The following is a 25,115-nucleotide window of genomic DNA, read 5'->3' as shown; positions in this document are numbered from 1 at the left end:
CTTCAGGGTAGCTGACGGGGGCTCGCACGTGGGACCAGATCGTCCGAGCCCCTCCCGTCCCCGGGTTCGGTTCGGCGACCTGGGGCGTAGGAACCGCCGCCTGCGCCGACGGTTCTTCCTTGCGATTCCCCGATCGCAAGGAAGACCTCCCATGCAAGACGCCACTCACGACCAGGGCGAGGCCGAGCGCCGCCTCTGGAAGGAAATCGACCACGCCCGCTTCGGCATGCTGGGCGTGCCGGCCACCGGCGGCCACTTCCAGCCGATGACCGCCTTCGCCGAACCCGAAGACAACGCCCTGTGGTTCTTCGCCAGCGACGATAACGACCTGCTCAAGGCCGTGCGCGACGGCGAGGACAAGGCCATGTTCATCATCCAGGCCAAGGACCAGGAGTTCCAGGCCTGCATCGGCGGCCGCCTGTCCGAGGATCGCGACCGCGAGCGCATCGAGCGCTTCTGGACCCCGATGGCCGCCGCCTGGTTCCCACGCGGCAAGGACGATCCCAACCTGACCCTGATCCGCTTCGACCTCGCCGACGCCCAGACCTGGGCCTCGAAGGGCGCGGTGCGCGTCGCCTGGGAGATCGCCAAGGCCAACCTCACCGGCGAACGCCCGGATGTCGGACGCCAGGACCACGTCACCCTGTCCTGACCCCTCCTCCCCCGACCCACTTCAAGCCGCCCTTTCCGAGGGCGGCTTTTTCTTTGCCCGCTTCAGATCACCTCAAGTTGCGGCGTGCCTTGACTGAGTAATTATGTCGGCAACCCGACAGACATTCGATATGCCAAATGATGGCGAAAAACAGACCGTTTCATGGACTCTTCTGTTTTTGCGACCATCCTGACTGGATTGTGTCGGCTAAGCGACGGCGCACAGCAACGTCCCAACCTATAGCTTGCAACCCTTGCCGTGAGACGGCGTTCGATTCGGCATGACTGGGCCGTTAGCGACCTTGAAGAACCGCTTGCTATCCGCATTGCCGTCCGAAGACAGGGCCCTCCTCGCGCCTCATCTGTCCACGGTCGATCTCGACAAGGGCCGCCTGCTCTATGAGCCGGGCGACCTGATCGATCACGTCTATCTCCCGAACGACTGCGTCATCTCGCTGATGACCCTGATGGAGAACGGCGCGGCGATCGAGTCTGCCACCATCGGCCGTGAAGGCGCCCTGGGCCTGATGGCCGCCGTGGCTCCGCGCCAGTCGCTGAGCCGGGCGATCGTCCAGGCTCCCGGCTCGGCGCTGCGCATCGCCGCCGGTCCGCTGCACGACGTCTGGAAACGCAGCGCGCCGCTGCGCGACCTGGTCGACCGCCACAACGAGGCTTTGTTCGGCCACGCCATCCAGTCGGTGGCCTGCAACGCCCTGCACGCGGTCGAGGCGCGCTTCTGCCGCTGGCTGCTGTCGTGCCACGACCGTATCGACACCAACACCATCAGCCTGACCCAGGAGTTCCTGGCCGACATGCTGGGCGTCCAGCGCACCACCGTCACGGCCGTGGCCGGCTCGCTGCAGACCAAGGGCCTGATCCGCTATCGCCGCGGCGTGGTCGACATCCTGGACCGCTCGGGCCTCGAGGCGATGACCTGCGAGTGCTACGGCGCGGTGCGCCGAGGGTACGAGCGGCTGCTGCCGGCTTCGTTCAAGTAAAGGAAAACCCCGGACCTGCGGTCCGGGGTTTCTGTTTTCAGCCTATCGCCGACCTTCTCCCTTTGCCGACTAACGTCGGCGGGCCGGCGCCGGCGCGTGCGCCAATCGCAACAGGTTGGCCGCGCCGGGAGCGCCAAAGGGCGTGCCAGCCACGACCAGCAGGCGTTCGCCAGGAGCCACCAACCCCAGCTCCAGCGCCTTGCTCGAAGCGTCGGTCGTGACGACCTCCAGGCTGTCGGGCTGGGCGCTGACGCGGGGCTCGATGCCCCAGCACAGGGTCATGCGGCGCACGGCGTTGATGTCGGGCGACAAGGCCAGGACCGGCTGCAGCGGACGCTCGCGGGCCAGACGACGCGCGGTCGCGCCCGTGGTCGTGAAGGCGACCAGGCACTTGGTCGAGCCAGACTTGGCCGCGCCGGCGGCGGCGACCACCAGCACGTCGGCGTCGTCATCGTCGTGCTTCTGTTCGGCCTGCATCAGTTCGGGCCAGCGCGGGTCGCGTTCGACGCGCTCGATGATGCGGTTCATCATCGACACCGACTCTTCAGGATATTCGCCAGCGGCGGACTCGGCCGACAGCATGACCGCGTCCGCGCCCTCATAGACGGCGTTGGCCACGTCCGAGGCTTCGGCCCGGGTCGGGGTCGGCGAGCTGATCATCGACTCCAGCATCTGGGTCGCGACGATCACCGGGATGCCGCGCTCGCGCGCCGCGCGGAGGATTTCCTTCTGGGCCACCGGCACTTCTTCCGGAGCCATTTCGACGCCGAGGTCGCCACGGGCGACCATGACGCCGTCGCAGAGGTCGAGGATCGGACCCAGCACCTTCAGGGCCTGGGGCTTTTCGATCTTGGCCAGCACGGCGGCGCGGCCTTCGACGATGCGGCGCAGCTCGGCCATGTCCTCAGGCGCCTGCACGAACGACAGGGCGATCCAGTCGACGCCCAGACGCAGGGCGAAGGCCAGGTCCTCGCGGTCCTTGGCGGTCAGGGGCGACATCGGGATGACGACGTCCGGCACCGCCACGCCCTTGCGTTCCGACAGCTTGCCGCCGTTCGAGACCGTGGTGTTGGCGTAGCCCGGACCGGCGTCGGTCACGACCATGCGCAGCTTGCCGTCGTCCAGCAGCAGGGTCGCGCCCGGCCGCATGGCGGTCAGGATCTCCGGGTGCGGCAGGTGCACGCGGGTCTCGTCGCCCGGGGTCGGGTCGTTGTCGAAGCGGAAGGTCAGGCCAGCCTTCAGCATCACCGGACCGTTGGCGAACTTGCCGACGCGCAGCTTGGGGCCTTGCAGGTCGGCCAGGATGCCCAGCGGACGGCCCACGGTCTTCTCGGCCTCGCGGATCGCCGCATAGACGGCCGCGTGGGTCTCGTGGGCGCCGTGGCTGAAGTTCAGGCGGAAGACGTCCGCCCCGGCCTTGGCCAGGGTGACGATCATTTCCGGCGTGCTGGACGCCGGACCGAGGGTGGCGACGATGCGTGAGCGGCGGGCGCGGATCATGCCGTCGCTCCTTCTTGTTTCAGCTTGGCGGACAGAAGGCGTCGCCCTCGTTGGAAGCCAGTCTGATTTCGGTGAATGACAGTGTCATGCGTCCGGCGGAGGACAGCGTGAAGGGGGACGAAACATGCGTCATGTCCGCGCCCTTGGCCTTGAAGCAGGAAAGTTTGATCTTGGCCGTACGCCATTCGCCGAGTTTCGCACCTGACAACGTTGACGTTACGTCTACCGCCGCCCCGCAGGATTCGCCACAGGCCAAACCCAGGGAAACCGGTTTCCCTGGGGACGCATCCACCCTGTAACGGATCGAGATCGCCATGTCGCCGGTGGTCTGTCGCGACAGATCCACAGGCGGGCCAGCGATGGTAACGGTCCCACTCCCCTCGCCGCTCCAGGTCGCCTGACGTGCGTTTTCTTGCGCGCCCGCATCGACCGTTTTCAGCGACACGGCCCCACCGGCGTCCAGCGCCCACGGCGCGGGCGCGCGGCCGGCGACGAAGTAGCGATCGACATTGACCGCGGCCGAGGCGGCGCCGGGTTCTTCCGACAGCGTCGCGACCTTGCCCGGCTTGGCGTAGCTGAGGCCGTAGCCATAGGCGAACTGCGGATCGTAGCCCTTGTCGCCGACATTGATCGGCTCCTGATCGACGCGCTTGGGCCACGAGTACGAGAGCTTGCCCTGGAAGTCGTGGCGGGCCTTGCCGGCCTTGTCGCCGATCAGCACGTCGGCGACCCCGCCGCCTTCCGAGCCCGGCAGCCAGGCCGCGACGAAGGCGTCCGAGGCGTTGATCTCCGGGTTGATCCACAGCGGCCGGCCGCTGAGGAACACCGACACCACCGGGATGCCTGCGGCCTTCAGCTTCTTGAGCAGGGCCAGGTCGGTCTTGGCGCCCGGCTGGTACTCGACATTGGCGATGTCGCCCTGGAACTCGGCATAGGGGTTCTCGCCGAACACGACGATGGCCACGTCGGGCTTGGCCTTGAACTCGCCCGAGGCCGACAGTTCCGCCGAGCCGCCGCCAGCCTTCACCGCGTCGGCGATGCCGGCATAGATCGACTGGCCGTTGGGGAAGTCGCTGTTCTTGTTGCCCGTGCCCTGCCAGGTCAGGGTCCAGCCGCCGGCGGCCTTGCCGATGTCGTCGGCCCCGTCGCCGGCCACCAGCACGTGGGCCGAGCTCTTCAGCGGCAGGACGCCGTCGTTCTTCAGCAAGACGAGCGACTTGCGGACCGCCTCGCGGGCCACGGCGCGGTGGGCGGGGGAGCCGAGTAGTTCGTACTTGCCCTCCAGCGGCCGCTTGTCCGCGAACAGGCCGGCCTTGACCTTGACCCGCAGGATGCGGCGCACGGCGTCGTCGATCCGCGCCATCGGGATCTGGCCGGCCTTCACCTGGGCCAGGGTGTTGTCGTAGAGGCCCTTCCAGCTGTCGGGGGCCATGATCATGTCCATGCCCGCGATGTAGGCCTGGGCGCAGTTGGTGTTGGTGCAGCCCTCGACCTGGCCGTGGGCGTTCCAGTCGCCGACCACGAAGCCCTCGAAGCCCAGCCGCCCCTTCAGCACGTCGGTCAGCAGGCTCTTGTTGCCGGTGTGCTTGACCCCATGCCAGCTGGAGAACGAGACCATCACCGACAGGATGCCGGCATCGATGGCCGGCGGATAACCGGCGGCATGCAGGCGGACGAGATCGGCCTCGGAGACGTCGGCGTCGCCCTGGTCCCTGCCGCCCGCAGTGCCGCCATCGGCCAGGAAGTGCTTGGCCGAGCCCGCCACGTGCCCCGCCGCCAGCGGCTTGCCGGCGACCAGCGCGCCCTGCAGGCCCAGAGTCATCGGGCCGGCATAGGACTTCACCACCTCCGGGTCTTCGGCATAGCCCTCATAGGCCCGGCCCCAACGCTCGTCGCGCGGCACGGCCACCGTCGGGCCGAAGGTCCAGTCGGCGCCGGTGGCGGCCATCTCCTGGGCCGTCGCCTCGCCGATGCGGCGGATCAGGTCGGGATCGCGCGCCGCGCCCAGGCCGACATTGTGCGGGAAGAGCGTCGCGCCCACGACGTTGTTGTGGCCGTGCACGGCGTCGACGCCGAAGATGATCGGGATCTCCTGGTGGCCGCCCCGGCTGGTCAGCGCCGCGGCGCGGAAGGCGCGGATCCACTCGACCCAGCGCTGGGGCGTCGCGCGGTCATTGCCGTCCGGAGCGCTGTTACCGCCGACCAGCACCGAGCCCAGGCGGTACTTGGCCAGTTCCTCGGGCGTGATGGAGGCGCCGTCGGCCTGGATGGTCTGGGCGACCTTCTCCTCGACGGTCATCTGGCTCATCAGCTTGGCGACGAAGGCCTCGGTCTTGGCGTCGGTGATCGTCGCGGGGCTGTGGGCCTTGGGCCAGACGTCCGGATGGGCGATCGCGCTGTTCTGCGCCAAGGCAGCGCCTCCCAGGCCGCCGGCCAGGATCAGGGCCAGGGCGGACGCGCGGACGAGGCTGGATGCGGACATGGTTCTTCCCAGGATGCGCCCGCCCCCGGGCGGATCGAATGGATTGTCAGGAGAGAAAAACGCTCGACGCGGCGCTTGCGGGAAACCGCGTCGAGCGGAAGGGAAGCGGCTTCAGGGCCGCCTGGAGGGGAGTGATCGTGCGTCAAGCAGGACGCGACGGGCGCTGGAAGGCGAAATCATTGGCGTTTCCTCCGACGCCGCCTTCGTGGACGACCGTCTTGATCGGTTTGATGTCGCGCCGATTGGACAGCGCTGTCAAGTTCAATATGATTGCGGTAACACCCGCCAGGCGTGGTCCGATGGTCTAGTGAGGGGCTTGTCCGGTGGACTCTCGGACCACCAGTTCGAATTCCAGCACGCGCGAGGGCGGCGGCGCGCCCTCCTCCCGCTCGACGCCATGCATCAGCATGTCGGCGGCGGCGCCGGCCATGGCGAAGATCGGCTGGCGGACGGTGGTCAGCTGCGGCCAGGTGATCTTGGCGCCGGGCGTGTCGTCGAAGCCGGCCACCGACAGCTGGGCCGGCAGGTCCAGGCGCATGCGGTTGGCCACGGCCATCACGCCCAGCGCCATGTCGTCGTTGGAGGCGAAGATCGCGGTCGGACGATCCGCGCCGCCCAGCAGCTTCTCGGCCGCGTCGAAGCCCGAGCGGAACGAGAAGAACCCCTGCTCCACCCGGTCGTCGCGGACGATCAGGCCGCTGTCGCGCATGGCGTCCAGGAAGCCCTGGTGGCGCAGGTGCGAGGCGCCGTGATCGGGGTGGCCGATGATGAAGCCGATGTCGCGGTGACCCAGCCCGATCAGGTGCTTGGTCATCTCATAGGCGGCCAGACGGTCGTCCATGCTGACCCACGGGGCGCGATCGATGTCGCCGCCCGGCGCGATGCGGACATAGGCGACGCCCTCCTGCTCCAGCGCCGCCAGCACCACCGGATGGTCGCTGAGCGGCGGGGTCAGGATCACCCCGTCCATGCGCAGGGTGGCCAGCATCGGCTCGACCTGTTCCTGGATGTCGCCCGTGGAGTCGATCGGCTCGACGATCAGGTGGAAGCCTTCCTGACGGCACCGCGCGATGGCCCCCAGCTGGACGTCGGTGACGTAGCCAGGGCTGGGGTTGTCGAAAAAGACGCCGATCAGATAGGCCTTCGAACCCGCGAGGCTGCGGGCCGAGATGTTGGGCCGATAATTCAGCGCCGCCACGGCGGCCTGCACCCGATCGCGGGTGTCGGCCTTGACGTTGGGCTCACGGTTGAGGACCCGCGAAACGGTCTTGATCGAGACCCCGCTCTCGCGGGCCACATCGTGGATCGTGACTTTGGCGCTCAATTCCGTCCCTCACCGCGCCGATTCTCCCCGGCGTGGCGCGTACTAAGCCATGACAGGGTTGTCATGGCGAGCCCCCTAGCTTGCCGCTCCTCAAAAGGAGCGGAGCGCGGGGTTTACAGCCGGAAATGGACACCGCTATCCAGAGGTTGTGGCGTCGTCCTGACCGCCTTGGGGGCTCATTGATGTTGAACTGGAAACGCGTGGCCGTGGCCGCCACGCTCGGCGCGCTGAGCGCCACCTCCGCCTTGGCCCAGGTCGCGACCACGCCCGCTGCGCGCCTGAATCAGTTGGGCCGCCACGTCGGCCGCGCGACGGTTTGCGAGGAATTCGGCTTCAAGGTTCACCAGGACAAAGTCGAGGAGCTGGCCAACGACGCCATAGCCTTCGGCGTTCGCGCCGGCTTCTCGGAGGAGACTTCCGGGACCTACATCCAGACCGCCATGAACCAGGCCATGGCCGAGGCGCAGGCCGACATCAAGCAGATGTCGGCTGTCGACCAGGAGGACGAGGTCCGGTTCGTCGACAACATCCACACCCAGGCCCGCAAGATCGTCTCGGCCTGTCGTGCGGCCGCCAATGACCCGATGGCCCAGGCGATCATCGAGGCCCCGTCCTCCAGCGACGAGGTCCTGGTCCGCAACTTCTCGGACAAGGTGCTGATGCCGACGGGCTTGGCCAGCTGGCAGACGCCGTACATCCGCGCGGGCGCCGATGTCGTGCAGGCCGTCGCCGCCTGCGCCGCCTACCTCACGCGCGCCCAGTCCAACGCCTATGTCGCCGAACTGTACGCCCCCAACCGCTTCTCGATGGCGGTGGAGGACAAGGCGATCGCCTATTTCGACTTCTGGAAGGAGAAGGGCCGCGAGAGCCTCGCCGACCTGAACCTCGACGCCACCCAGTGCAACCGTCTGCTGACAACGCGGGCCGCCGCGTTGAAGGCGACCCCGCGCTAGGACGAACGGGCGCGGTGGTCGCCTAAGCGACCGCCGCCCTACCCTCCGGCGTCAGCGCCACCGCCGCGCCGATCAGCGCGGTGTGCGGGTGCAGGATCACGTGGGTCGGGATCGCCTGGGTGAAGCCCGAGAGGCGGCCCTTGGCGTCGAAGCGCTCGCGGAACGGGCTCTTCTCCAGGATGTCGATGATCCGGGGGGCGATGCCGCCGGCGATGAACACGCCGCCGCGCGCGCCCAGGGTCAGGGCGATGTCGCCGGCCGTCGAGCCCAGCACCGCGCAGAAGCGGTTCACGGTGGCCAGGCTGTCGGCGCAGCCCTCGACCGCGCGTTCGGTGATCTGCTTGGCGGCCAAGGCCTCGACCTTACGGCCTTCGGCGGCGCCCAGGGCGATGTGCAGGTCTTCCATGCCCGGACCCGACAGGATGCGCTCGACCGAGACGCGGCCGCCGTCCAATTGCTTGGTCAGGGCGCGCAGCACCTCGATCTCGACCTCGTCGACCGGGGCGAAGGCGACGTGGCCGCCCTCGGTGGCCAGCGGCAGTTCCTGGCCGTGACGGCGCACCAGGCCGGCGACGCCGAAGCCGGTGCCCGGGCCGAGGATGGCGAGATCGCCTTCGCCCGAGGTCGGCAGGTGGCCGATCTGGCGCAAGTCCTTGGGACCCAGGCGCGGCGCAGCCAGGGCCTGGGCGGTGAAGTCGTTGATCAGCTTGGCGTTCCGGAAGCCGCCGGCGCGACGCAGGCTGTCTTCCGAGATCCGCCAGTCGAGGTTGGTCATGTGAACCGAGCCGTGCTCGATCGGGCCGGCCACGGCCACCACCGCCTGGTCGGGATGGCGGACGCCGACCTTCTGCAGGTAGTGCTCGATGGCGTCCTCGGCGGTGCCGTAGTCCTCGCCCTTATAGGTCGTGGGCTCGATCAGGCGCGGGTCCTGACCGTCGAATTCGACGAGGGCGAAGCGGGCGTTGGTGCCGCCGATGTCGCCGACGAGGCCGAGCCCCACGCTGTGATTGCCGTCCATAACCTGATGCTTCCTTAGGCGAAGACAGAAGCGCCGGCGTCGGCCGCGCCGACCCCGCTGCGCATCCATCCAAACAGTTCCCTACCAAAGCCCGGCTTGGACGCCGGGACGTTCGCCGGCGTGCGGGCGCGCAAGACCGCCTCGTCCACCAGGATCTTCAATTCGCCGGTCTCGGCGTTGACGCTGATCACGTCACCGTCGAGGACATAGGCCAGCGGCCCGCCCTTGGCGGCTTCCGGCGTCACGTGGATGGCCGCCGGCGTCTTGCCCGAAGCGCCCGACATGCGGCCGTCGGTGACCAGGGCGACCTTGTAGCCGCGGTCCAGCAGCACCGAGATCGACGGCGACAGGTTGTGCAGCTCCGGCATGCCATTGGCCGACGGCCCCTGAAAGCGGACGACCACCACCACGTCGCGGTCCAGTTCGCCGCGCTTGAAGGCGGCGATGAAGTCTTCCTGCTCCTGGAACACGGCCGCCGGGGCTTCGATGATGTGGTGCTCGGGCTTCACGGCCGAGATCTTCATGACGCCGCGACCGAGGTTCCCGGCCAGCAGGCGCAGGCCGCCCTCGGGGCTGAACGGGTCGGAGACCGGACGGACGATGGCGGTGTCCAGGCTCTCGGTCGCGCCTTCGCGCCACTTCAGGACGCCGTCCTCGAGGTGGGGCTCCTGGGCGTAGAGCGACAGGCCGGGGCCGGCGATGGTCTGGACGTCCTCGTGGACGAGACCGGCCTTCAGCAGCTCACGGATGATGAAGGCCATGCCGCCGGCGGCCTGGAAGTGGTTCACGTCGGCCGCGCCGTTCGGATAGACGCGGGCCAGCAGCGGGGTGGCCTTGGAGATGTCGTCCAGGTCTTCCAGCGTCAGGATCACGCCGGCCGCGTGGGCCATGGCGACGAGGTGCAAAGCCAGGTTAGTCGAGCCGCCGGTAGCCATCAGGCCGACCACGCCGTTGACGATCGACTTCTCGTCGATCATCCGGCCGACCGGGATGAACTCGTTGCCCTTGTTGGTGACGGCGGCGGCGCGGCGCGCGGCTTCCTTGACCAGGGCCTCGCGCAGCGGCGTGTTGGGATGCACGAACGCCGAGCCGGGCAGATGGAAGCCCATCAGCTCCATCAACATCTGGTTGGTGTTGGCGGTGCCGTAGAAGGTGCAGGTGCCCGGGCCGTGATAGCTGGCCTGTTCGGCTTCCAGCAGCTCGGCGCGGCCGACCTTGCCCTCGGCGTAGAGGGCGCGGATGCGGGCCTTCTCGCTGTTGGGCAGGCCCGAGGTCATCGGGCCGGCGGGCACGAACAGCGCCGGCAGGTGGCTGAAGGTCAGGGCGCCGATCACCAGGCCCGGCACGATCTTGTCGCAGACGCCCAGATACAGCGCCGAGTCGAAGGCGTCGTGGGTCAGGGCGACGGCCGTGGCCATGGCGATGACCTCGCGCGAGAACAGCGACAGCTCCATGCCCGGACGGCCCTGGGTGACGCCATCGCACATGGCCGGCACGCCGCCGGCGAACTGGGCGGTCGCGCCCACTTCGCGCGCGGCCACCTTGATCAGCGCCGGATACTCTTCCAGCGGCTGGTGGGCCGACAGCATGTCGTTATAGGCCGAGACAATACCGATGTTCGGCGCGTTCGGGTCGAGAGCCCGGACCTTGTCGACGCCCGGCGAGGCGGCGAAGGCGTGGGCCCAGTTGGCGCAGGACAGCTTGGCCCGGCCCGGCTGGCTCTCGATCGCGTGCTGCATGTTGGCGAGGTAGGCCGCGCGGCTGTCCTTACTGCGTTCGACGATCCGCGCCGTGACTTCGGCGATGACGGGATTGAGAGCCATGACGATTACTCAGCCCAGAGGATGCGGACCTTGGCGCGGTCCTGGTTCAGGATGGCGGCAACCGGCAGGGTCGGATCGACCTCGCCGTCCAGCAGCGCGCGCTTGGCCTGGCCGGTGACCAGCAGCACGATCAGCGCCGTCTGGGTCAGGGCCTGGAAGGTCAAGCTCAGACGGGGGATGTCCGGGGCCGGATCGCCCGGCGGAACGGCCAGCACCAGCCGGTCGGACTCGGGGTCCAGACCGCGCGCCAGCACCGGCGAACCGGGGAACAGCGAGGCGAAGTGGCCGTCGGGACCCACGCCCAACAGCACGACGCCGAAAGGCGCGGCCGACGCGACGCCGGCCTGAGCCTTCAGCGCGGCCTCTTCATGGCTGACGCCATCGAAATACAGCGGCGAGAAGCCGGCCTTGGCCGCCTCGCCCGTCAGCAGGTGGCGACGGACCAGGCCTTCGTTGCTGCTGGGATCCGAAGCCGGCACCCAGCGCTCGTCGGTCAGGGTGACCATGACCTTGTCCCAGGGCGCGGTCAGGGTCGCCAGGCGGTCATAGACCGGAGCCGGCGTCGAGCCGCCCGTGGCCGCGAAGCCGGCCACGCCGTGGGTCGCCACCGCCGTGGTCAGGGCCTCGACGATGGTCGAGGCGGCCGCGTCGTACAGCGCCTCGCGAGTCGGGAAGGCTTCGATCTGGTGCTCTGCCATGCTTACGCCTTCCAGGACCGGCCGCCGGGCGAGATCAGCCCCTGCGACGATTGCGGACCCCAGGTGCCGGCCGCATAGGGCGCCGGTTCGATGCCGGCGTCAGCCCACGCGGCCGAGACGGCGTCGATGAACTTCCAGGCCTGCTCGACCTCGTCACGACGCACGAACAGGGTGCGGTCGCCGCGGAACGCGTCGACGAACAGCTTCTCGTAGGCGATGCGGCGACGGCCGCCGCTCTGGCCGAACGACAGCGACAGAGGCAGCGACTGCAGGCGCATGCCCTCTTCCGACAGGCCGGGCCGCTTGTTCATGATCGTCAGCGAGATGTCCTCGTCCGGCTGCAGGTCGATGACCAGGCGATTGGCGCACAGCTCGCCGTCGGTCGCCTGACCGAAGATGTTGTGCGGCAGCGGCTTGAACTGGACGACGATCTGGGTGCGGCGGTCGGGCAGGTTCTTGCCCGTGCGCAGGAAGAACGGCACGCCGTCCCAGCGCCAGTTGTCGATCGCCACCTTCATGGCCACGAAGGTCTCGGTCTTGGTGGGCTTGCCGACTTCCTCGACATAGCCCGGCCGGGCCCCGCCCTCGACCACGCCGGCCACGTACTGGCCGCGCACGGTGTCGTGGGCCACGCTCTCCTTGGTGAAGGGGCGCAAGCTGCGGAGCACCTTGACCTTCTCGTCGCGGACAGCGTCGGGGTCGAAGCCCGACGGCGCCTCCATAGCGACCAGACACAGCAGCTGCAGCATGTGGTTCTGCACCATGTCCCGCAGCGCGCCGTACTCGTCGTAATAGTGCCAGCGATCGCCGACCTTCTCGGTCTCGGCGATGGTGATCTGGACGTGGTCGATGGTGTTGCGATCCCACAGGGGCTCGAACAGCACGTTGGCGAAGCGCAGGGCGGTCAGATTCTGGACCGTCTCCTTGCCCAGATAGTGGTCAATGCGGAAGACCTGGCTCTCGTCGACCACGGCGGCGACGGCGGCGTTGGTGACCTTGGAGCTCTCCAGGTCGCGGCCCAGGGGCTTTTCCAGGATCAGGCGGGTGCTGGGGCCCGTGAGGCCGGCGGCTTGCAGCGCTTGGCAGGCCGGGCCGTAGAGGCTGGGCGACAGCGAGAAGAAGATGACCAGCGAGCCGTGCGCGCCGATGCGGTCGGCCAGCTTCTTGGTGTCGGCTTCGCTGGTGATGTCGGCGGGCACGTAGTCGATGCGCTCGGCCAGGCGTCTCCAGACCCCCTCCTCGACCGTCGCGCGCTTGCCCAGCTGTTCGCGCACCAGCGCCTTGTAGCTGTCGGCGTCATGGTCGGCGCGAGCAACGCCGACGATCCGCAGATCATGCGGCAGCAGACGATCAAGCTCGAGGAAATACAGCGAAGGCAACAGCATCCGCAGGGCCAGATCCCCCGCGCCGCCCAGCAGCACCAGCACTTCGCGCCCGTTGTCGGCGTCTTGGTTCTTCTTAGCCAATGTCGTCCACCCTATGACAACGTTGTCATGACATGCCTGCGTCGGAAAGGCAAGCGGCCGCCGACCGCCAGCCCATATGGGCGCCCAATGGCGCCCACTGGCCGGCCCTACCTAGGCTAAACGTCTGGAGCCCGCCATAAGACCAATCGGCTTTTGGCGGGTGAATTTTCGATGACGCAGGCCGCGCGAGGCCACGCGTGCCTCGACGTTCGGCGCAAACGGCCTCTTGGGGAAAATCCCTGCCCTATTTGCCCGCGCGGGCGGGCGAGCCGGCGGGCTGGCCGGTGCGGAACTTGTCCTTCATCCGGCCGATCCAGCCGTTGAAGGCCTCGTTGTCGGCGGTGACGCGGCTGAAGTCCGAGGCCGACAGCGATTCGACGTTCATGCCTTGCAGGGCCACACGCAGGCCGTCGGGATTGCCGGCGCTGTCGACGAAGCCCGACCAGCGCGCGCGCAGGCGGGCCAGGGAGGCGTCGTCGTCGGCCAGGCTGTAGGCCACGGCCGAGCGCAGTAGGCGGGCCTCATCGCCCGGCGTCAGCGCGCCCGGGGTCTTGAAGCGGTCGCCCAGCGAGCGTTCGTACAGCGCCCCAGCCGTCGGCCAGGTGTGCTGCTTCCAGGCGATCTCGGCGCGGATCTCCTGGCCGTCGCGGCTGTTGTCCTTGTCGATCAGCTCCAGCGCGTCGTCGAAGCGGCCCAGGCCCATCAGGGCGCGGGCGGTGGCCAGGCGGCGCTCGGCGTTCAGGGCCGGCGGCAGGATGGTCGTGCGGGTCGCGTTGATGGCGTCCAGCGCGTTCTCCGGCTGCTTGTTCATCAGGTAGATCCAGGCCAGGTCGGTGGCGACCTGGGCCTTGGGCACGCCGTTCAGGCGGTTGTCGACCTGGTACTTCAGCAGCTTGGCGGCGTCGTCCAGCAGGTCGACGTCCACCAGGCGACGCACCAGGTTGCGGACCATCTGGTCGCCGTCGGCGCCGATCGGGGTCAGGTCCTGGAAGTCGTAGAATAGGCCCACGGCCTGGACCGGCTGCATGCCGTCGGCCAGGCCTTGCAGGAACAGCTGGCGGAAGGTGTTGGACAGGTCGTTCTGCAGCGCCACGGCTTCCGGGCGGTCCGGCAGCTGGCGGCCGGCCGAGCGCAGCACTTCCAGCGCCTCGCGATAACGGCCCTGGTCGATATAGAGCCGGCCCAGCGAGCGGATGACCTCCAGCTCGACACCGTCGCCGCGCCAGCGATAGCGCAGCTGGTTCAGGGTCTCGGCAGCCTTGGGCGCGGTGATCTGGCCCTTGGCGTAGCCGATCTCGGTGGCGTGCAGCAGGGCCGGCGTGGCCAGGCGGTCGTACGGGGCCTTGGCGATGGCCTGGAACATGCGCAGGGCGCGGACCTTCTCACCCTTGGCCTCGAAGGCGCGAGCCTGGGTCAGGCGGATGTCCAGCTGGTCCTCGAGCGGGACCTTGGGGACGGCCAGCGCCTTGGTGATCAGTTGCAGGGCGCCGGTGACGTCGCCCGTGCCCAGCGCCGCCTGGGCCTGGGCGTGCAGGAAGCGCGCGCGCCAGGTGGGCGGGAAGAGGTCCAGCGCGCGACCGCCGCCGGTGAACTTGGTGCGGGCGTCGGCCCACTGGCCCTGCTTGGCCGAGATGTAGCCGCGCCACAGGGCGCTGGACGGGTCGTCGGAGAGCACTGGTGAGGAGAAGTCGGCGTCGGCCTCGGTCAGGCGGCCGGCCATCACCTTGGCCACGCCGCGCAGGCCGCGGAACTCGGCGTCGCCCAGCAGGGTCTGGTGCTTGCGGCCGGCGGCGTTCAGCACGCCGATGGCCTCGAACGACATCTGCGAGCCGACCAGGAAACGGGCCAGCGACATGCGCGCGGCGCGGTCGCTGTCCTTGCCCTCGCCGTCCGGCGCGGCGGCGACGGCGCTCTGCAGGGCGTTGTAGCGGGTCAGGAAGCCGCCCGAACCCGTCTTGGGCCAGTTGTCCAGGTCGATCAGGGCCGGCATCGACATCGGCTGGGGCGCGCCGGCGGCAGCCTCTTCCGGTGGGGTGTTGGCCGAGATCGGCGACAGGATCAGGCCCTTGGGCCGGCCGATGCGCAGCAGGTCGCCGCTAGCCTGGACCACCAGGTCGCTGGCATAGGCCTCGGCGGCGAGGCCTTGCGCCGACTGCAGCAGCGCCATCTCGACATATTCGCGGCGCGACGGCAGGCCCTTGGACGGCGCCAGGGCGGGGGCCACGATCATCCGATCGCCGACGGCCGGGTCGGCGACCCAGACCGGCCGGGTCACGCCCGAGACGGCGGCCGACAGGGTGGCGGGGTGGACGCTCTCGTCGCGCGCCACCTTGATGACGTCGGGCGTGGCCTGCGAGCCGGGACCCAGGCTGATCTTCCACGACCCGCCCTGCCCTTCGGCCACATAGGGCGTGCCCGACTGGGTGACGATGCGCAGCGCCGTGTAGTCCGGCCCTTTCAGGGCCTGGATCTTCGAATAGCGGATGCTGGACGACGGCAGCTTGGAGATGTCGAGCCGCGCGGGCGTGTCGAACACCACCCAGACCGCCTCGCCGCGCCGGAACACGGCGGCGCCGGCCGGGGCGGCCCAGTCGAACGACAGGCTCACCTGTTGATCCTGGCGCTCGAAGCCGACCTTGACCACGCCGCCGGCGGGCATCGGATTGGGACGACCGATCGGCGCGGCGGGCGCGGGCGTCTGGCTGGCCGGCGGCGCGCCCGGACGGGCGAACAGGTTGACGAAATCGATGCCGTCCGCATTGCCCAGGCGGGCGTCGGCGTCATCCGTCAGTGTAATGACGATCTCGAGCGCGCCGTTGATGTGGCGGGCCTCGGAGGCCTTCAGCCAGCGCGGCGGCGCGATCTTCAGGGCCGAGAGATCGGGGTTGGTGTCACGGCTGAACCGCAGCACCAGGGTCTGCCCTTCGCGATGGGAAACCAGCTTCGCGCCCGTGTTCCAGTGGAACTCGATGCGCGAGAAGTCCGCCGCCTGCGCCACACGCACGTCCAACGACGCGCGCGCCGCCTGAGGCGGCGGCGCGGCGTACACGGACGGCGCCAGCGTCCCCGCGATGACCGCGGCGGCGACGCTGGAGCGCAGGAGCTGGCGAAGGGTCATGGGCCTCCCTTAGCCGGCTTTCTTGGGGGCGGCCGCCTTGCCCTTCGGAGCGGCGGCGGGGTCGGTCGCGCCGGCCAGGCCGGCGTCGGCCTGCTGCTTGTTGGGCGTCGCGCCCGGAGCAGCCGCGGCGTTGTCGGCGATGGCGGCCTTGCCCTTCTCGACGGCCGGGTTGGCCATGCGCGAGGCCAGGCGCTCGGTCAGGATCTTGGCGTCGCCCGGAGCCATGTTGGCCAGGACCTGCGACAGGGCCCGTTCCTTCATCTTGGCGGCGATCGGCAGACGGACCTCGTCCGACAGCAGGGTCATGCGGGCGGCGGCGTCCTTGGGCTTCATGCCTTGGTAGACCGTCACCAGGCGATCGACCTCGGCCTGCTTCTGGGCGTCGACCTGGCCCAGCAGGCCCGAGATGTCGCCCTTCAGGCCGGTCAGGGCCTTCATCTTGGCGTCCAGCTTGGCTTCGGCGGCGGCCAACAGCTGCAGCTGGACGTCGATGTCCTGCTCGCGCTGGTCCAACTGGCCACGACGGGCGCCCAGGCTCTGCAGCACGCGCAGTTCGGCGGGCGAGAGGCCGGCTTCCTTGGCGAGCGCGTCGGCCGAGGGGGCGCAGACGCGCGGCGGCGGGGCGTTGGCGGCGGCCGGCTGGCCGGCGCTCTCGGCCGAGGCGGCCTCTTCGCCGCCTTCAGCCTTGGCGTCCTTGCCCTTGCCGGGCTTGACCACCTCTTCGGCGAAGGCCTTGGCCCCGCCCAGCAGGTCGGGCAGCGACTTGGCGCCGGCCATGGCGTTGATCGCCAGGACGCCGCCGACGGCGACGCCGACCAGGGGGAGGATGCGCGGAACGTTCTTCATCGGCGGGGAGCCCTGGGGTTGGCGGACGGGCCATCGCCCGGTCCGTCGAAGAGGTCATCATCGATCCGCGCCCGTGAACGCGGGGTTTCTGTCGGCTGGCTCGAGGCCATGCCCGGACGCGAGGCCGGGCGAGGAATGGGTTCGCCGCTGCGGACGGCGCGCTCGACGCGGTCCTCGCGGTCCAGCAGGCGCTCGAAGTCGGCGGCCGACAGGCGGCGATCGGTCTGCGGGGCGGCGGCCGGCGGGATCTCGCGGCTCAGGCGCGGCGCGGGACGCTCCGGCGCGGCTTGTGGCGCGGGGGCCTTGGTCGGGGCCGGCAGCGGACGGGCGACCAGATCGCCCAGCTGGGCGGCCAGGGCCTGGGCGCGCTCAATGCGTACCGCCAGGGTCTCCGCGGCCTCGTCGGTGGCGGCGCGCAGATCGGCCAGCCCCTGCTCGGCGCGGGCCGCGGCCTTGTCCAGGTCGACCACCGCCTTGGCGAAGCCTTCGTGGCTGTCGCGCAGGGCCTTCAGGCGGCGCTCAAGGCGCCAGCCGAAGACCAGCGCCGCGATCAGCAGCACGGCCAGGAACCCATTCATGGCGAAGGCGATCAGGCTCATTTCAGCTTCTGCACGGCCTTCTTGGCGGCGGGCGTCAGCGGAGCCTCGGCCCGGACGGCGATAGAATGATTCCGGCGGCCCATGCGACCGCGCGTCAGCGGGATGGCCCCGGCGCGTAGCTCGACCAGGCTGTCGGGCGTTGCGTTCAGCATCAGGGTGTCGCCGATCTGCATGTTCAGGACGCGCGACAGCGGCACCTGCTGCTCGTCGAGCACGGCGCGGACCTCCATCTGCGTGGTCCACAGCTCGGTGGCCAAGTGGCCTTCCCAGATGTTGTCGCGACCGAACTTCTCACCCATGAACTGCTGCAGCAGCATCTTCCGGATGGGTTCCAGCGTGGCGTAGGGCAGCAGCAGCTCGATGCGGCCGCCGCGGTCTTCCATGTCAATGCGCAGCTTGACCAAGATCGCGGCGTTGGCCGGGCGAGCGATGGCGGCGAAGCGCGGGTTGGTTTCCAGGCGGTCCAGGCTGAACGACACCGGATGCAGCGGCTCGAAGGCGCTCTTCAGGTCGTGCAGGACAACCTCGATCATCCGCTGCACCAGCACGCGTTCGATCGTCGTGTAGGGACGGCCCTCGATGCGCATCGCGGCCGTGCCGCGACGACCGCCCAGCAGCACGTCGACGATCGAGTAGATCAGGTTGGAGTCGACCGTCAGCAGGCCGTAGTTGTCCAGTTCCTCGGCCCGGAACACGGCCAGGATGGCCGGCAGCGGGATCGAGTTCAGATAGTCGCCAAAGCGGATCGAGCTGATGTTGTCGAGGCTGACCTCGACGTTGTCGGACGTGAAGTTCCGCAAGGAGGTCGTCATCAACCGCACGAGGCGGTCGAAGACGATTTCCAGCATCGGCAGGCGCTCGTACGAGACCAGCGCCGAGTTGATGATGGCGCGGATGCCCGTGCGGTCTTCGCCGCCATCGCCGGAGAGGTCGAAGCCCAGCAGGCTGTCGATCTCGTCCTGGTTCAGGATGCGCTCGGAGCCGCCTTCGCCGCCGCCGTCGTCCCAGCCGCCCATGCCGCCGGAAAAGTCGCCAAATTCATTGCCGCCGCCACCGCCGCCGTCGCCTTCACCGAAGGCGCCGGGCGGGTTCTGCGAGGCCCATTGGGCCATCGCGGCCTGATCGTCGATTTCGTCCGCCATGATCGTTCGCCCAGCCAGCCCTAAGGCTAGTTGACCAGCATCTCCTCGATGAGGACCGCATTCACCTTGGCCGGCGCGGCGACCATATTGACCCGCCGCAGCAGCTCGTAGCGCAGTTGGTAGGTGCCCTGGCTGCCGTTCAGGTCTTCCGGACGCAGCTCGCGCAGGAAGGCCTGGAACATGTCCTGGAGCCTGGGCAGGTTCGGGGTCAGCTCTTCGGCCGTGTCTTCATCCGGCAGTTCGAAGGTCAGCTTCAGCTTCAGGAAGGTCGACTTGCCGTCGGCGGTCTGCATGTTCACGACGATGTCGGGTAGGGTGTAGAAGACCACGCCGTCGGGGCCTTCCTTGATCACCGGGGCTGCGCCGCCGGCCGCGGCCGCGCCGCCCTCGCCTTCCTTCTTCTCGCCGTGACCGCCCTTTTCTTCCTTCTTTTCCTTCTTCTCTTTCTTTTCCTTGCCGTGCTCGCCGGCTTCGGCGTGGGCATCCGGCTTCGGCTTCATCAGGAAAAAGGCCGCGGCGCCGCCACCGCCCAGCACGAGGACGCCCGCGGCGATCGCGATGATCAGGATAGGCGGTTTCTTCTTGGCGGGGGCTTCGCCCTCGACGCCTTCTTCGCCTTCCGGAGCTTCCTTTTCGGGGGCTTTGGCCACGCGCACGGTTCCTTGGAATCTATACCCGTACACATGCGGGGCACATGGTTAACGATGTGTTTTTGAAGCCATTTGGTCGCAGGCTGAATCTGCCCGGCAGACTCTGACCAACACCCCGCCGTTAACCTTCCTATTTGTTGTTTTATAACGTGTTTTCAGACTGGCACGAAGGTTGCTTCTAGGGTTTCGGCGCATTTGTCGCGCCAGCCGCCCGAGTTAACTCGCCATGGACAACGCGCTCTACGTCGGCCTCTCGCGTCAGATGACGCTGCGCCGCCAGCTCGACATCGTGGCCAACAACATCGCCAACGCCAACACGACCGGCTTCAAGACCGAGGACCTGATGGTCCGCACGGAACAGGCCAAGCCGGCCAAGACCCTGGACGGCGCCTCGCCCGTGAAGTTCGTGCTGGACGACCGCGTCGCCCGCAACTTCACGCAAGGCGCCATGACCAAGACGGGCGGCGATTTCGACCTCGCCATCGAGGGCAACGGTTTCTTCCACATCCAGACCGCCGCTGGCGATCGCTACACCCGCGACGGCCGCTTCACGACCAACCCTGAAGGCCAGTTGGTCACCCAGGAAGGCAACCAGGTCCTGGACGACGGCGGCGGTCCGCTGCTGATCGACCCGGCCCTAGGCCCGGTCTCGATCGGCAAGGACGGCATCGTCAGCCAAGGCGCTGTCCGCGTCGGCCGCCTGGGCGTGGTTCGTCCCGACGACCTGGCCTCCTTGGCCAAGGACGGCGACAACCTCTACCGCAACACCAGCAACACCACCCTGGCCGCCGCTCCGGACGCCCGCGTCCACCAGGGCATGCTGGAATCCTCGAATGTCCAACCCGTCGTCGAGATCACCAAGCTGATCGAGATCCAGCGCGCCTACGAGGGCGTCGCCAAGATGATGGACAACACCGCAGAACTTTCGCGCAGCGCCGTCGAGCGTCTGGGCAAGCTGAATTAAGGGGCCTAGCCGATGCAAGCTCTCCGCACCGCCGCTTCGGGCATGTCAGCGCAACAGCTGAACGTCGAAGTCATCTCGCACAACATCGCGAACATGAACACCATTGGCTTCAAGCGCCAACGGGCCGAGTTCCAGGACCTGCTGTACCAGCAGGTGGAGCGCGCGGGTTCGCAGTCGTCCAGCGACGGCAACATCGTCCCGACCGGCGTCCAGGTCGGCGGCGGCGTCAAGGCCGGCTCGGTCTATCGCATCACCGAGCAAGGCACCCCGACCCTGACCGACAACCCGCTGGACGTCGCGATCCAGGGCAAGGGCTACCTGCAGGTCCTGCTGCCCTCGGGCGAGACGGCCTATACCCGCGCCGGCAACTTCTCGACCAACGACCAGGGCCAGATCGTCACCGAGGACGGCTACACGGTCCAGCCGGGCATCACGGTCCCGCAGAACACCACCGACATCACGATCAGCAAGACCGGCCTGGTGCAGGTGAAGCTGGACGGCCAGCCCCAGCCGCAGACCATCGGCCAGCTGCAACTGGCGACCTTCATGAACGAAGGCGGCCTGGAACAGATCGGCGACAACCTGCTGCTGGAAACCGCCGCCTCGGGCGCCGCCAACCTCGCCGCCCCCGGCGAGCCGGGCTTCGGCGTGCTGATGCAGCACTACACCGAAGCCTCGAACGTCGACGCGGTGACCGAAATCACCTCGCTGATCACGGCCCAGCGCGCCTACGAGATGAACTCGAAGGTGATCACCACGGCCGACCAGATGCTGCAAGCCACCTCGCAGCTGCGGAGCTAAGCTGATGAAGGCCTTCCTCCTCGCCGCCGCCGCCACCCTGGCGCTGACCGTCCTCTCGGCTCCGGCCCACGCCGGCACGCCGGTGGCCCTGCGCATGGACACCACCGACGCCGACGGCCGCATCACCCTGGGCGACCTGTTCGACGGCGTGACCGGCTCGGCCGCCAACATGGTCGTCGCCGCCCGCATGGGCCCCACCGCCGTGCTCGAAGCCGGCCAGGTGCAGGTCTTCGCCCGCCGCGCCGGCTACGACTGGACCAACAGCAACGGCATCCGCCGCATCATCGTCCGCGAAGGCCTGGACAATGGCGGCGTCTCGGCCGGCGCGACCGGCGCCCGGGCCAGCCTGGCCGGCGCCGCCCGCGCCAATGTGGAAGTTCTTGCCTACGCCCGCAGCCTGATGGCCGGCGAAATCGTCCAGCCGCAGGACCTGATCTACGTGAAGATGGCCGGCGCCCCGATGGACGCGCCCCGCGACGCCGACGCCGTGATCGGCCTGGCCGCCAAGCGCCCCCTGCGTGAAGGCGCCGCAGTCCAGAGCCGAGACGTGGCCGCCGCCCAGGTCATCAAGACCGGCGACATCGTCACCATCAGCTACGACGCGGACGGGATTTCCCTTTCGCTTCAAGGGAAAGCCATGGCCGCCGCCGCCACGGGCGACGTCTTCGCCGTCCAGAACACGCTCTCCAAGAAAGTCATCCAGGCGGTCGCCACCGGTCCTGGCTCCGCAGCGGTCGGTCCGCAGGCCCAGGCCTTGCAAGCCCGTTCGCAACCCGTCCGTTTCGCCGCTCGCTAAGAGGTCAGTCACCCCATGCGTCGCCCCGTCATCATCGCCGCCGCCCTCCTGCTGGCCCCGCTGGCCGCCTGCTCCACCGTCCAGGAAGCCGTGAAGGGCCCGAACCTGGCCCCGGTCGGCTATCCCGCCGAACTGGCCCCGATGCAGCAGCAATACGTCTCGTCGCGCGAGCCCGCCCCGCAGGCGGCCTCGGCCAACTCGCTGTGGCGCGTCGGCGCCCGCGCGTTCTTCAACGACCAGCGCGCCAGCCGCGTCGGCGACATCGTCACCGTCATGATCGACATCGACGACAGCGCCAGCACCAAGAACCAGACCGCCAGCTCGCGCACCTCGAACATGAAGGCCGGCATCCCCAACCTGCTGGGCCTGGAATCGAGCCTGGGCAAGGTGCTGCCGGGCGGCTTCGACCCGGCCAACGCCCTGAACACCAACTCGGCCACCACCAATGCCGGCGCCGGCAGCGTCCAGCGCTCGGAGAAGATCAGCCTGACGATCGCCGCCGTGGTCAGCCAGGTCCTGCCGAACGGCAACATGGTCATCCAGGGCACCCAGGAAGTCCGCACCAACGCCGAGCTGCGCCAACTGACCGTGGCCGGCATCGTGCGTCCGGAGGACATCTCCTCGGCCAACACCATCAAGCACACCCAGATCGCCGAAGCCCGCATCAGCTACGGCGGCCGCGGCGACATCAGCCGCGTCCAGAAGACCCCGGCCGGCCAGTCGCTGGTCGAGAAGTTCTCGCCGTTCTAAGCCGAAACGTCCAAGTCCTCTCAAGGGGCTGCAAGTCTGTCGGGCGCGGTCATCGCAAGGTGGCCGCGCCCGATGCGTTTCAGGAGCCATTCACGTTCCGGCTGCGTTGATCAGGGCGAGGAGACCTTCATGGGACGCCGCATCGCCGCCTTCGCCGCCCTGAGCCTGGCCAGCCTGCTGGCCGGCTGCGCGCATGAGAAGGTCGCGCTGGACGGCTACCGCTGGGCCTATCTGGCGGACGGTTCGGAGGCCCCTCGCCTCGCCTACGGCCGCCCCAACACCGACGATGTCGTGCTGATGATCAGCTGCCGGCCCGGCCAGGATCAGGTCGATGTCTCCGCCGTGGGCCTCTCGGGCGGCGAGATCGTCCTGGCCTCGGGCCGCGCGGAAAGCCGCTTCGCCGCCGCCAAGGTCGACGACGCCCTGAGCGAAGGCGGTTTCCTGGAAGGCCGCGGCAAGGCCAGCGCCCCGGCGTTGGACGGCTTCAAGCGCTCAGGCGACTTGGCGCTGCTGACCAAGGGCGAACGCCACAACCTGGCGGCAGAGTCTGCCGACCGGGGTCACGTTAAGGCCTTCTTCAAAGCCTGCGGGGTTTAGGCCCTACGTCCCGCCCCCGCGGCGCTCACATTATCCATCCCAAGCGCCGACAGCGAGCCGCGCAGGATGCCCTCGGCGTCGAGGCCGGCTTGCGCGTACATCAGGTCGGGCTTGTCCTGGTCCTGGAAGACGTCGGGCAGGCACAGGGTGCGGATCTTCAGGCCGCGATCCAGCGCGCCGTGCTGGGCCAGGGCCTGCAGCACGAAGGCGCCGAAGCCGCCCATCGAGCCTTCTTCCACCGTGACGATGGCCTCGTGCTCGCGCGCCAGGCGCAGCAGCAGATCAAGGTCGAGCGGCTTGGCGAAGCGGGCGTCGCAGACGGTCGCGGAAAGCCCGCGAGCGGCCAGCAGGTCGGCGGCCTTCAGGCTTTCCGACAAGCGGGTGCCGAACGAGACGATGGCGACGCTGGTCCCTTCGCGGACGATGCGGCCCTTGCCGATCTCCAGGGGCTCGGCGATCGCCGGCATGTCCAAGCCCAGACCCTCGCCGCGCGGATAGCGAAAGGCCGAGGGGCGGTCGTCGATCTCGGCGGCGGTGGCGACCATGCGGGCCAGCTCGACCTCGTCGGCGGCGGCCATCAGCACCATGCCGGGCAGAGCGCCCATGAAGCCGATGTCGAAGCTGCCGGCGTGGGTCGGGCCGTCGGCGCCGACCAGACCGGCGCGGTCCATGGCGAAGCGCACCGGCAGGCCCTGGATGGCCACGTCGTGCACCACCTGGTCGTAGCCGCGCTGCAGGAAGGTCGAGTAGATCGCCGTGAACGGCTTCATGCCGTCGGCGGCCAGGCCCGCGGCGAAGGTCACCGCGTGCTGCTCGGCGATGCCGACGTCGAAGGTGCGGTCCGGGAAGGCCTTCTGGAAGATGTCCAGCCCCGTGCCCGAGGGCATGGCGGCGGTGATGGCGACGATCTTGTCGTCGCGCTGCGCCTGCTTGACCAGTTCCTGGGCGAAGACCTTGGTGTAGCTGGGCGGGCCGGCGGCCGCCTTCTGCTGCTGGCCGGTGACCACGTCGAACTTGGCTACGGCGTGCAGCTTGTCGTCGGCGCCCTCAGCCGGAGCGTAGCCCTTGCCCTTCTGGGTGACGCAGTGGACCAGCACCGGCTTGTCGCCGAAGGCCTTGGCGTTCTTGAGCACGCTGACCAGGGCGTCCATGTCGTGGCCGTCGATCGGGCCGATATAGTAGAAGCCCAGCTCCTCGAAGAAGGTGCCGCCGGTGACCATGCCCCGGGCATATTCTTCCGCCTTGCGGGCGGCTTCGCGCATCGGGGTCGGCAGCTTCTCGACGACGGTCTTGCCCAGCTTGCGCACCGAGCGGTAGGCGCCGCCCGAGACGAGGTTGGCCAGGTAGGCGCTCATGCCGCCCACCGGCGGGGCGATCGACATGTCGTTGTCGTTGAGGATGACGATCAGGCGCTTGGTGGTGTCCGTCGCCGCGTTCATCGCCTCATAGGCCATGCCCGCGCCCAGCGAGCCGTCGCCGATCACGGCGATGACGCTGTTGTCCTCGCCCTCCCCCCGAGCAAGACGGGCGTCGCGCGCGGCGCAGAAGCCCAGCGCCGCCGAGATCGAGGTGGCCGCGTGGGCCGCGCCGAACGGGTCGTATTCGCTCTCGGTCCGCTTGGTGAAGCCCGACAACCCGCCGCCCTGGCGCAGCGTCTTGATGCGGTCGCGGCGGCCGGTGAGGATCTTGTGCGGATAGGCCTGGTGGCCGACGTCCCAGATGACGATGTCCTTGGGCGTCTCGAACACGTGGTGCAGCGCCACGGTCATCTCGACCACGCCCAGGCCCGCGCCCAGATGCCCGCCCGTGACCGACACCGCGTCGATCATCTCGGCGCGGACCTCGGCGGCAAGCTGCTTGAGTTCCGGTACCGACAGGCCCCGCGTGTCGGCGGGCGAGGCGATGGTGTCGAGCAGTGGCGTTTTGGAAGACATGTTTG

21 protein-coding genes are annotated in these 25,115 nt (G+C 68.8%); 8 read left to right on the top strand and 13 right to left on the bottom strand.

All coding sequences use genetic code 11. The features are described 5' to 3' along the window. The first annotated feature begins 151 nt into the window (after positions 1 to 151). Both AC07NI_RS19150 and AC07NI_RS19145 read left to right on the top strand, forming a co-directional pair. On the top strand, positions 152 to 652 hold the full coding sequence (locus AC07NI_RS19150) for a pyridoxamine 5'-phosphate oxidase family protein (RefSeq protein ID WP_494621990.1): 501 nt from the start codon (positions 152 to 154) through the stop codon (positions 650 to 652). 313 nt (positions 653 to 965) lie between these two features. Then, positions 966 to 1,649, top strand: a complete 684-nt coding sequence (locus tag AC07NI_RS19145) for a Crp/Fnr family transcriptional regulator (RefSeq protein WP_494621988.1) — start codon at positions 966 to 968, stop codon at positions 1,647 to 1,649. 69 nt (positions 1,650 to 1,718) lie between these two features. Here the strand turns inward: AC07NI_RS19145 and pyk are convergent, their stop codons facing one another. The 3 genes from pyk to AC07NI_RS19130 all read right to left on the bottom strand — a co-directional run bounded on the left by pyk (position 1,719) and on the right by AC07NI_RS19130 (position 6,955). Beyond that, entirely contained in the window at positions 1,719 to 3,149 is a 1,431-nt protein-coding gene (gene pyk / locus AC07NI_RS19140; protein WP_494621986.1) for a pyruvate kinase, read from the bottom strand. 19 nt (positions 3,150 to 3,168) lie between these two features. After that, positions 3,169 to 5,631: a glycoside hydrolase family 3 protein gene (locus AC07NI_RS19135; protein WP_494621984.1), complete on the bottom strand. Its 2,463-nt coding sequence runs from the start codon at positions 5,629 to 5,631 to the stop codon at positions 3,169 to 3,171. Between the two features lie 304 nt (positions 5,632 to 5,935). Continuing rightward, positions 5,936 to 6,955, bottom strand: coding sequence for a LacI family DNA-binding transcriptional regulator (locus tag AC07NI_RS19130; protein ID WP_494621982.1), 1,020 nt, complete (start codon positions 6,953 to 6,955; stop codon positions 5,936 to 5,938). Positions 6,956 to 7,137: 182 nt separating this feature from the next. Here AC07NI_RS19130 and AC07NI_RS19125 point away from each other — a divergent pair, with 182 nt between their 5' ends. Beyond that, complete coding sequence (locus AC07NI_RS19125) at positions 7,138 to 7,908, top strand: hypothetical protein (protein ID WP_494621981.1); 771 nt, start codon at positions 7,138 to 7,140, stop codon at positions 7,906 to 7,908. Positions 7,909 to 7,930: 22 nt separating this feature from the next. Here AC07NI_RS19125 and glk read toward each other — a convergent pair whose 3' ends face one another. The 9 genes from glk to fliL form a co-directional block, all read right to left on the bottom strand. Continuing rightward, complete coding sequence (gene glk, locus AC07NI_RS19120) at positions 7,931 to 8,926, bottom strand: glucokinase (protein WP_494621980.1); 996 nt, start codon at positions 8,924 to 8,926, stop codon at positions 7,931 to 7,933. 14 nt (positions 8,927 to 8,940) lie between these two features. Further along, complete coding sequence (edd, locus tag AC07NI_RS19115; protein WP_494621978.1) at positions 8,941 to 10,749, bottom strand: phosphogluconate dehydratase; 1,809 nt, start codon at positions 10,747 to 10,749, stop codon at positions 8,941 to 8,943. A 5-nt stretch (positions 10,750 to 10,754) separates the two neighbouring features. Continuing rightward, the gene (gene pgl, locus AC07NI_RS19110; protein WP_494621976.1) at positions 10,755 to 11,447 is read right to left on the bottom strand and encodes a 6-phosphogluconolactonase; all 693 of its coding nucleotides are present in this window, start codon (positions 11,445 to 11,447) and stop codon (positions 10,755 to 10,757) included. 2 nt (positions 11,448 to 11,449) lie between these two features. Beyond that, entirely contained in the window at positions 11,450 to 12,913 is a 1,464-nt protein-coding gene (gene zwf, locus AC07NI_RS19105) for a glucose-6-phosphate dehydrogenase (protein WP_494621974.1), read from the bottom strand. 244 nt (positions 12,914 to 13,157) lie between these two features. Further along, positions 13,158 to 16,031, bottom strand: coding sequence for a tetratricopeptide repeat protein (locus tag AC07NI_RS19100; protein WP_494621972.1), 2,874 nt, complete (start codon positions 16,029 to 16,031; stop codon positions 13,158 to 13,160). 9 nt (positions 16,032 to 16,040) lie between these two features. Next, a complete protein-coding gene (locus tag AC07NI_RS19095; RefSeq protein WP_494621970.1) occupies positions 16,041 to 16,877 on the bottom strand; it encodes a MotE family protein in 837 nt (278 codons plus the stop codon). After that, the gene (locus tag AC07NI_RS19090) at positions 16,874 to 17,476 is read right to left on the bottom strand and encodes a DUF6468 domain-containing protein (RefSeq protein ID WP_494621968.1); all 603 of its coding nucleotides are present in this window, start codon (positions 17,474 to 17,476) and stop codon (positions 16,874 to 16,876) included. The genes AC07NI_RS19095 and AC07NI_RS19090 overlap by 4 nt, the downstream gene beginning before the upstream one ends. Next, complete coding sequence (gene fliM / locus AC07NI_RS19085; RefSeq protein ID WP_494621966.1) at positions 17,473 to 18,618, bottom strand: flagellar motor switch protein FliM; 1,146 nt, start codon at positions 18,616 to 18,618, stop codon at positions 17,473 to 17,475. Before fliM ends, AC07NI_RS19090 begins: the two co-directional genes overlap by 4 nt. A gap of 26 nt (positions 18,619 to 18,644) precedes the next feature. After that, positions 18,645 to 19,268: a flagellar basal body-associated protein FliL gene (fliL, locus tag AC07NI_RS19080; protein ID WP_494621965.1), complete on the bottom strand. Its 624-nt coding sequence runs from the start codon at positions 19,266 to 19,268 to the stop codon at positions 18,645 to 18,647. A gap of 226 nt (positions 19,269 to 19,494) precedes the next feature. Here fliL and flgF point away from each other — a divergent pair, with 226 nt between their 5' ends. The 5 genes from flgF to AC07NI_RS19055 all read left to right on the top strand — a co-directional run bounded on the left by flgF (position 19,495) and on the right by AC07NI_RS19055 (position 23,176). After that, positions 19,495 to 20,232 (top strand): flagellar basal-body rod protein FlgF, encoded by a 738-nt coding sequence (gene flgF, locus AC07NI_RS19075; protein ID WP_494621963.1) that lies wholly within the window; start codon positions 19,495 to 19,497, stop codon positions 20,230 to 20,232. 12 nt (positions 20,233 to 20,244) lie between these two features. Next, on the top strand, positions 20,245 to 21,033 hold the full coding sequence (gene flgG / locus AC07NI_RS19070) for a flagellar basal-body rod protein FlgG (protein WP_494621961.1): 789 nt from the start codon (positions 20,245 to 20,247) through the stop codon (positions 21,031 to 21,033). Positions 21,034 to 21,037: 4 nt separating this feature from the next. After that, complete coding sequence (gene flgA, locus AC07NI_RS19065; protein WP_494621959.1) at positions 21,038 to 21,829, top strand: flagellar basal body P-ring formation chaperone FlgA; 792 nt, start codon at positions 21,038 to 21,040, stop codon at positions 21,827 to 21,829. 15 nt (positions 21,830 to 21,844) lie between these two features. Then, complete coding sequence (gene flgH, locus AC07NI_RS19060) at positions 21,845 to 22,579, top strand: flagellar basal body L-ring protein FlgH (protein WP_494621958.1); 735 nt, start codon at positions 21,845 to 21,847, stop codon at positions 22,577 to 22,579. 129 nt (positions 22,580 to 22,708) lie between these two features. After that, positions 22,709 to 23,176, top strand: a complete 468-nt coding sequence (locus AC07NI_RS19055) for a hypothetical protein (RefSeq protein WP_494621956.1) — start codon at positions 22,709 to 22,711, stop codon at positions 23,174 to 23,176. Here the strand turns inward: AC07NI_RS19055 and dxs are convergent. Continuing rightward, positions 23,173 to 25,110 carry a 1-deoxy-D-xylulose-5-phosphate synthase gene (dxs, locus tag AC07NI_RS19050; protein WP_494621955.1) on the bottom strand — a complete coding sequence of 646 codons (1,938 nt, stop codon included), beginning with the start codon at positions 25,108 to 25,110 and terminating at the stop codon, positions 23,173 to 23,175. The genes AC07NI_RS19055 and dxs overlap by 4 nt on opposite strands. Positions 25,111 to 25,115 lie beyond the last annotated feature (5 nt).

It is taken from the genome of Caulobacter sp. GW821-FHT10E02, from assembly GCF_059415225.1.
The sequence above is the reverse complement of the archived record's forward strand: the minus strand, read 5'-3'. Positions and strand labels throughout refer to the sequence as shown.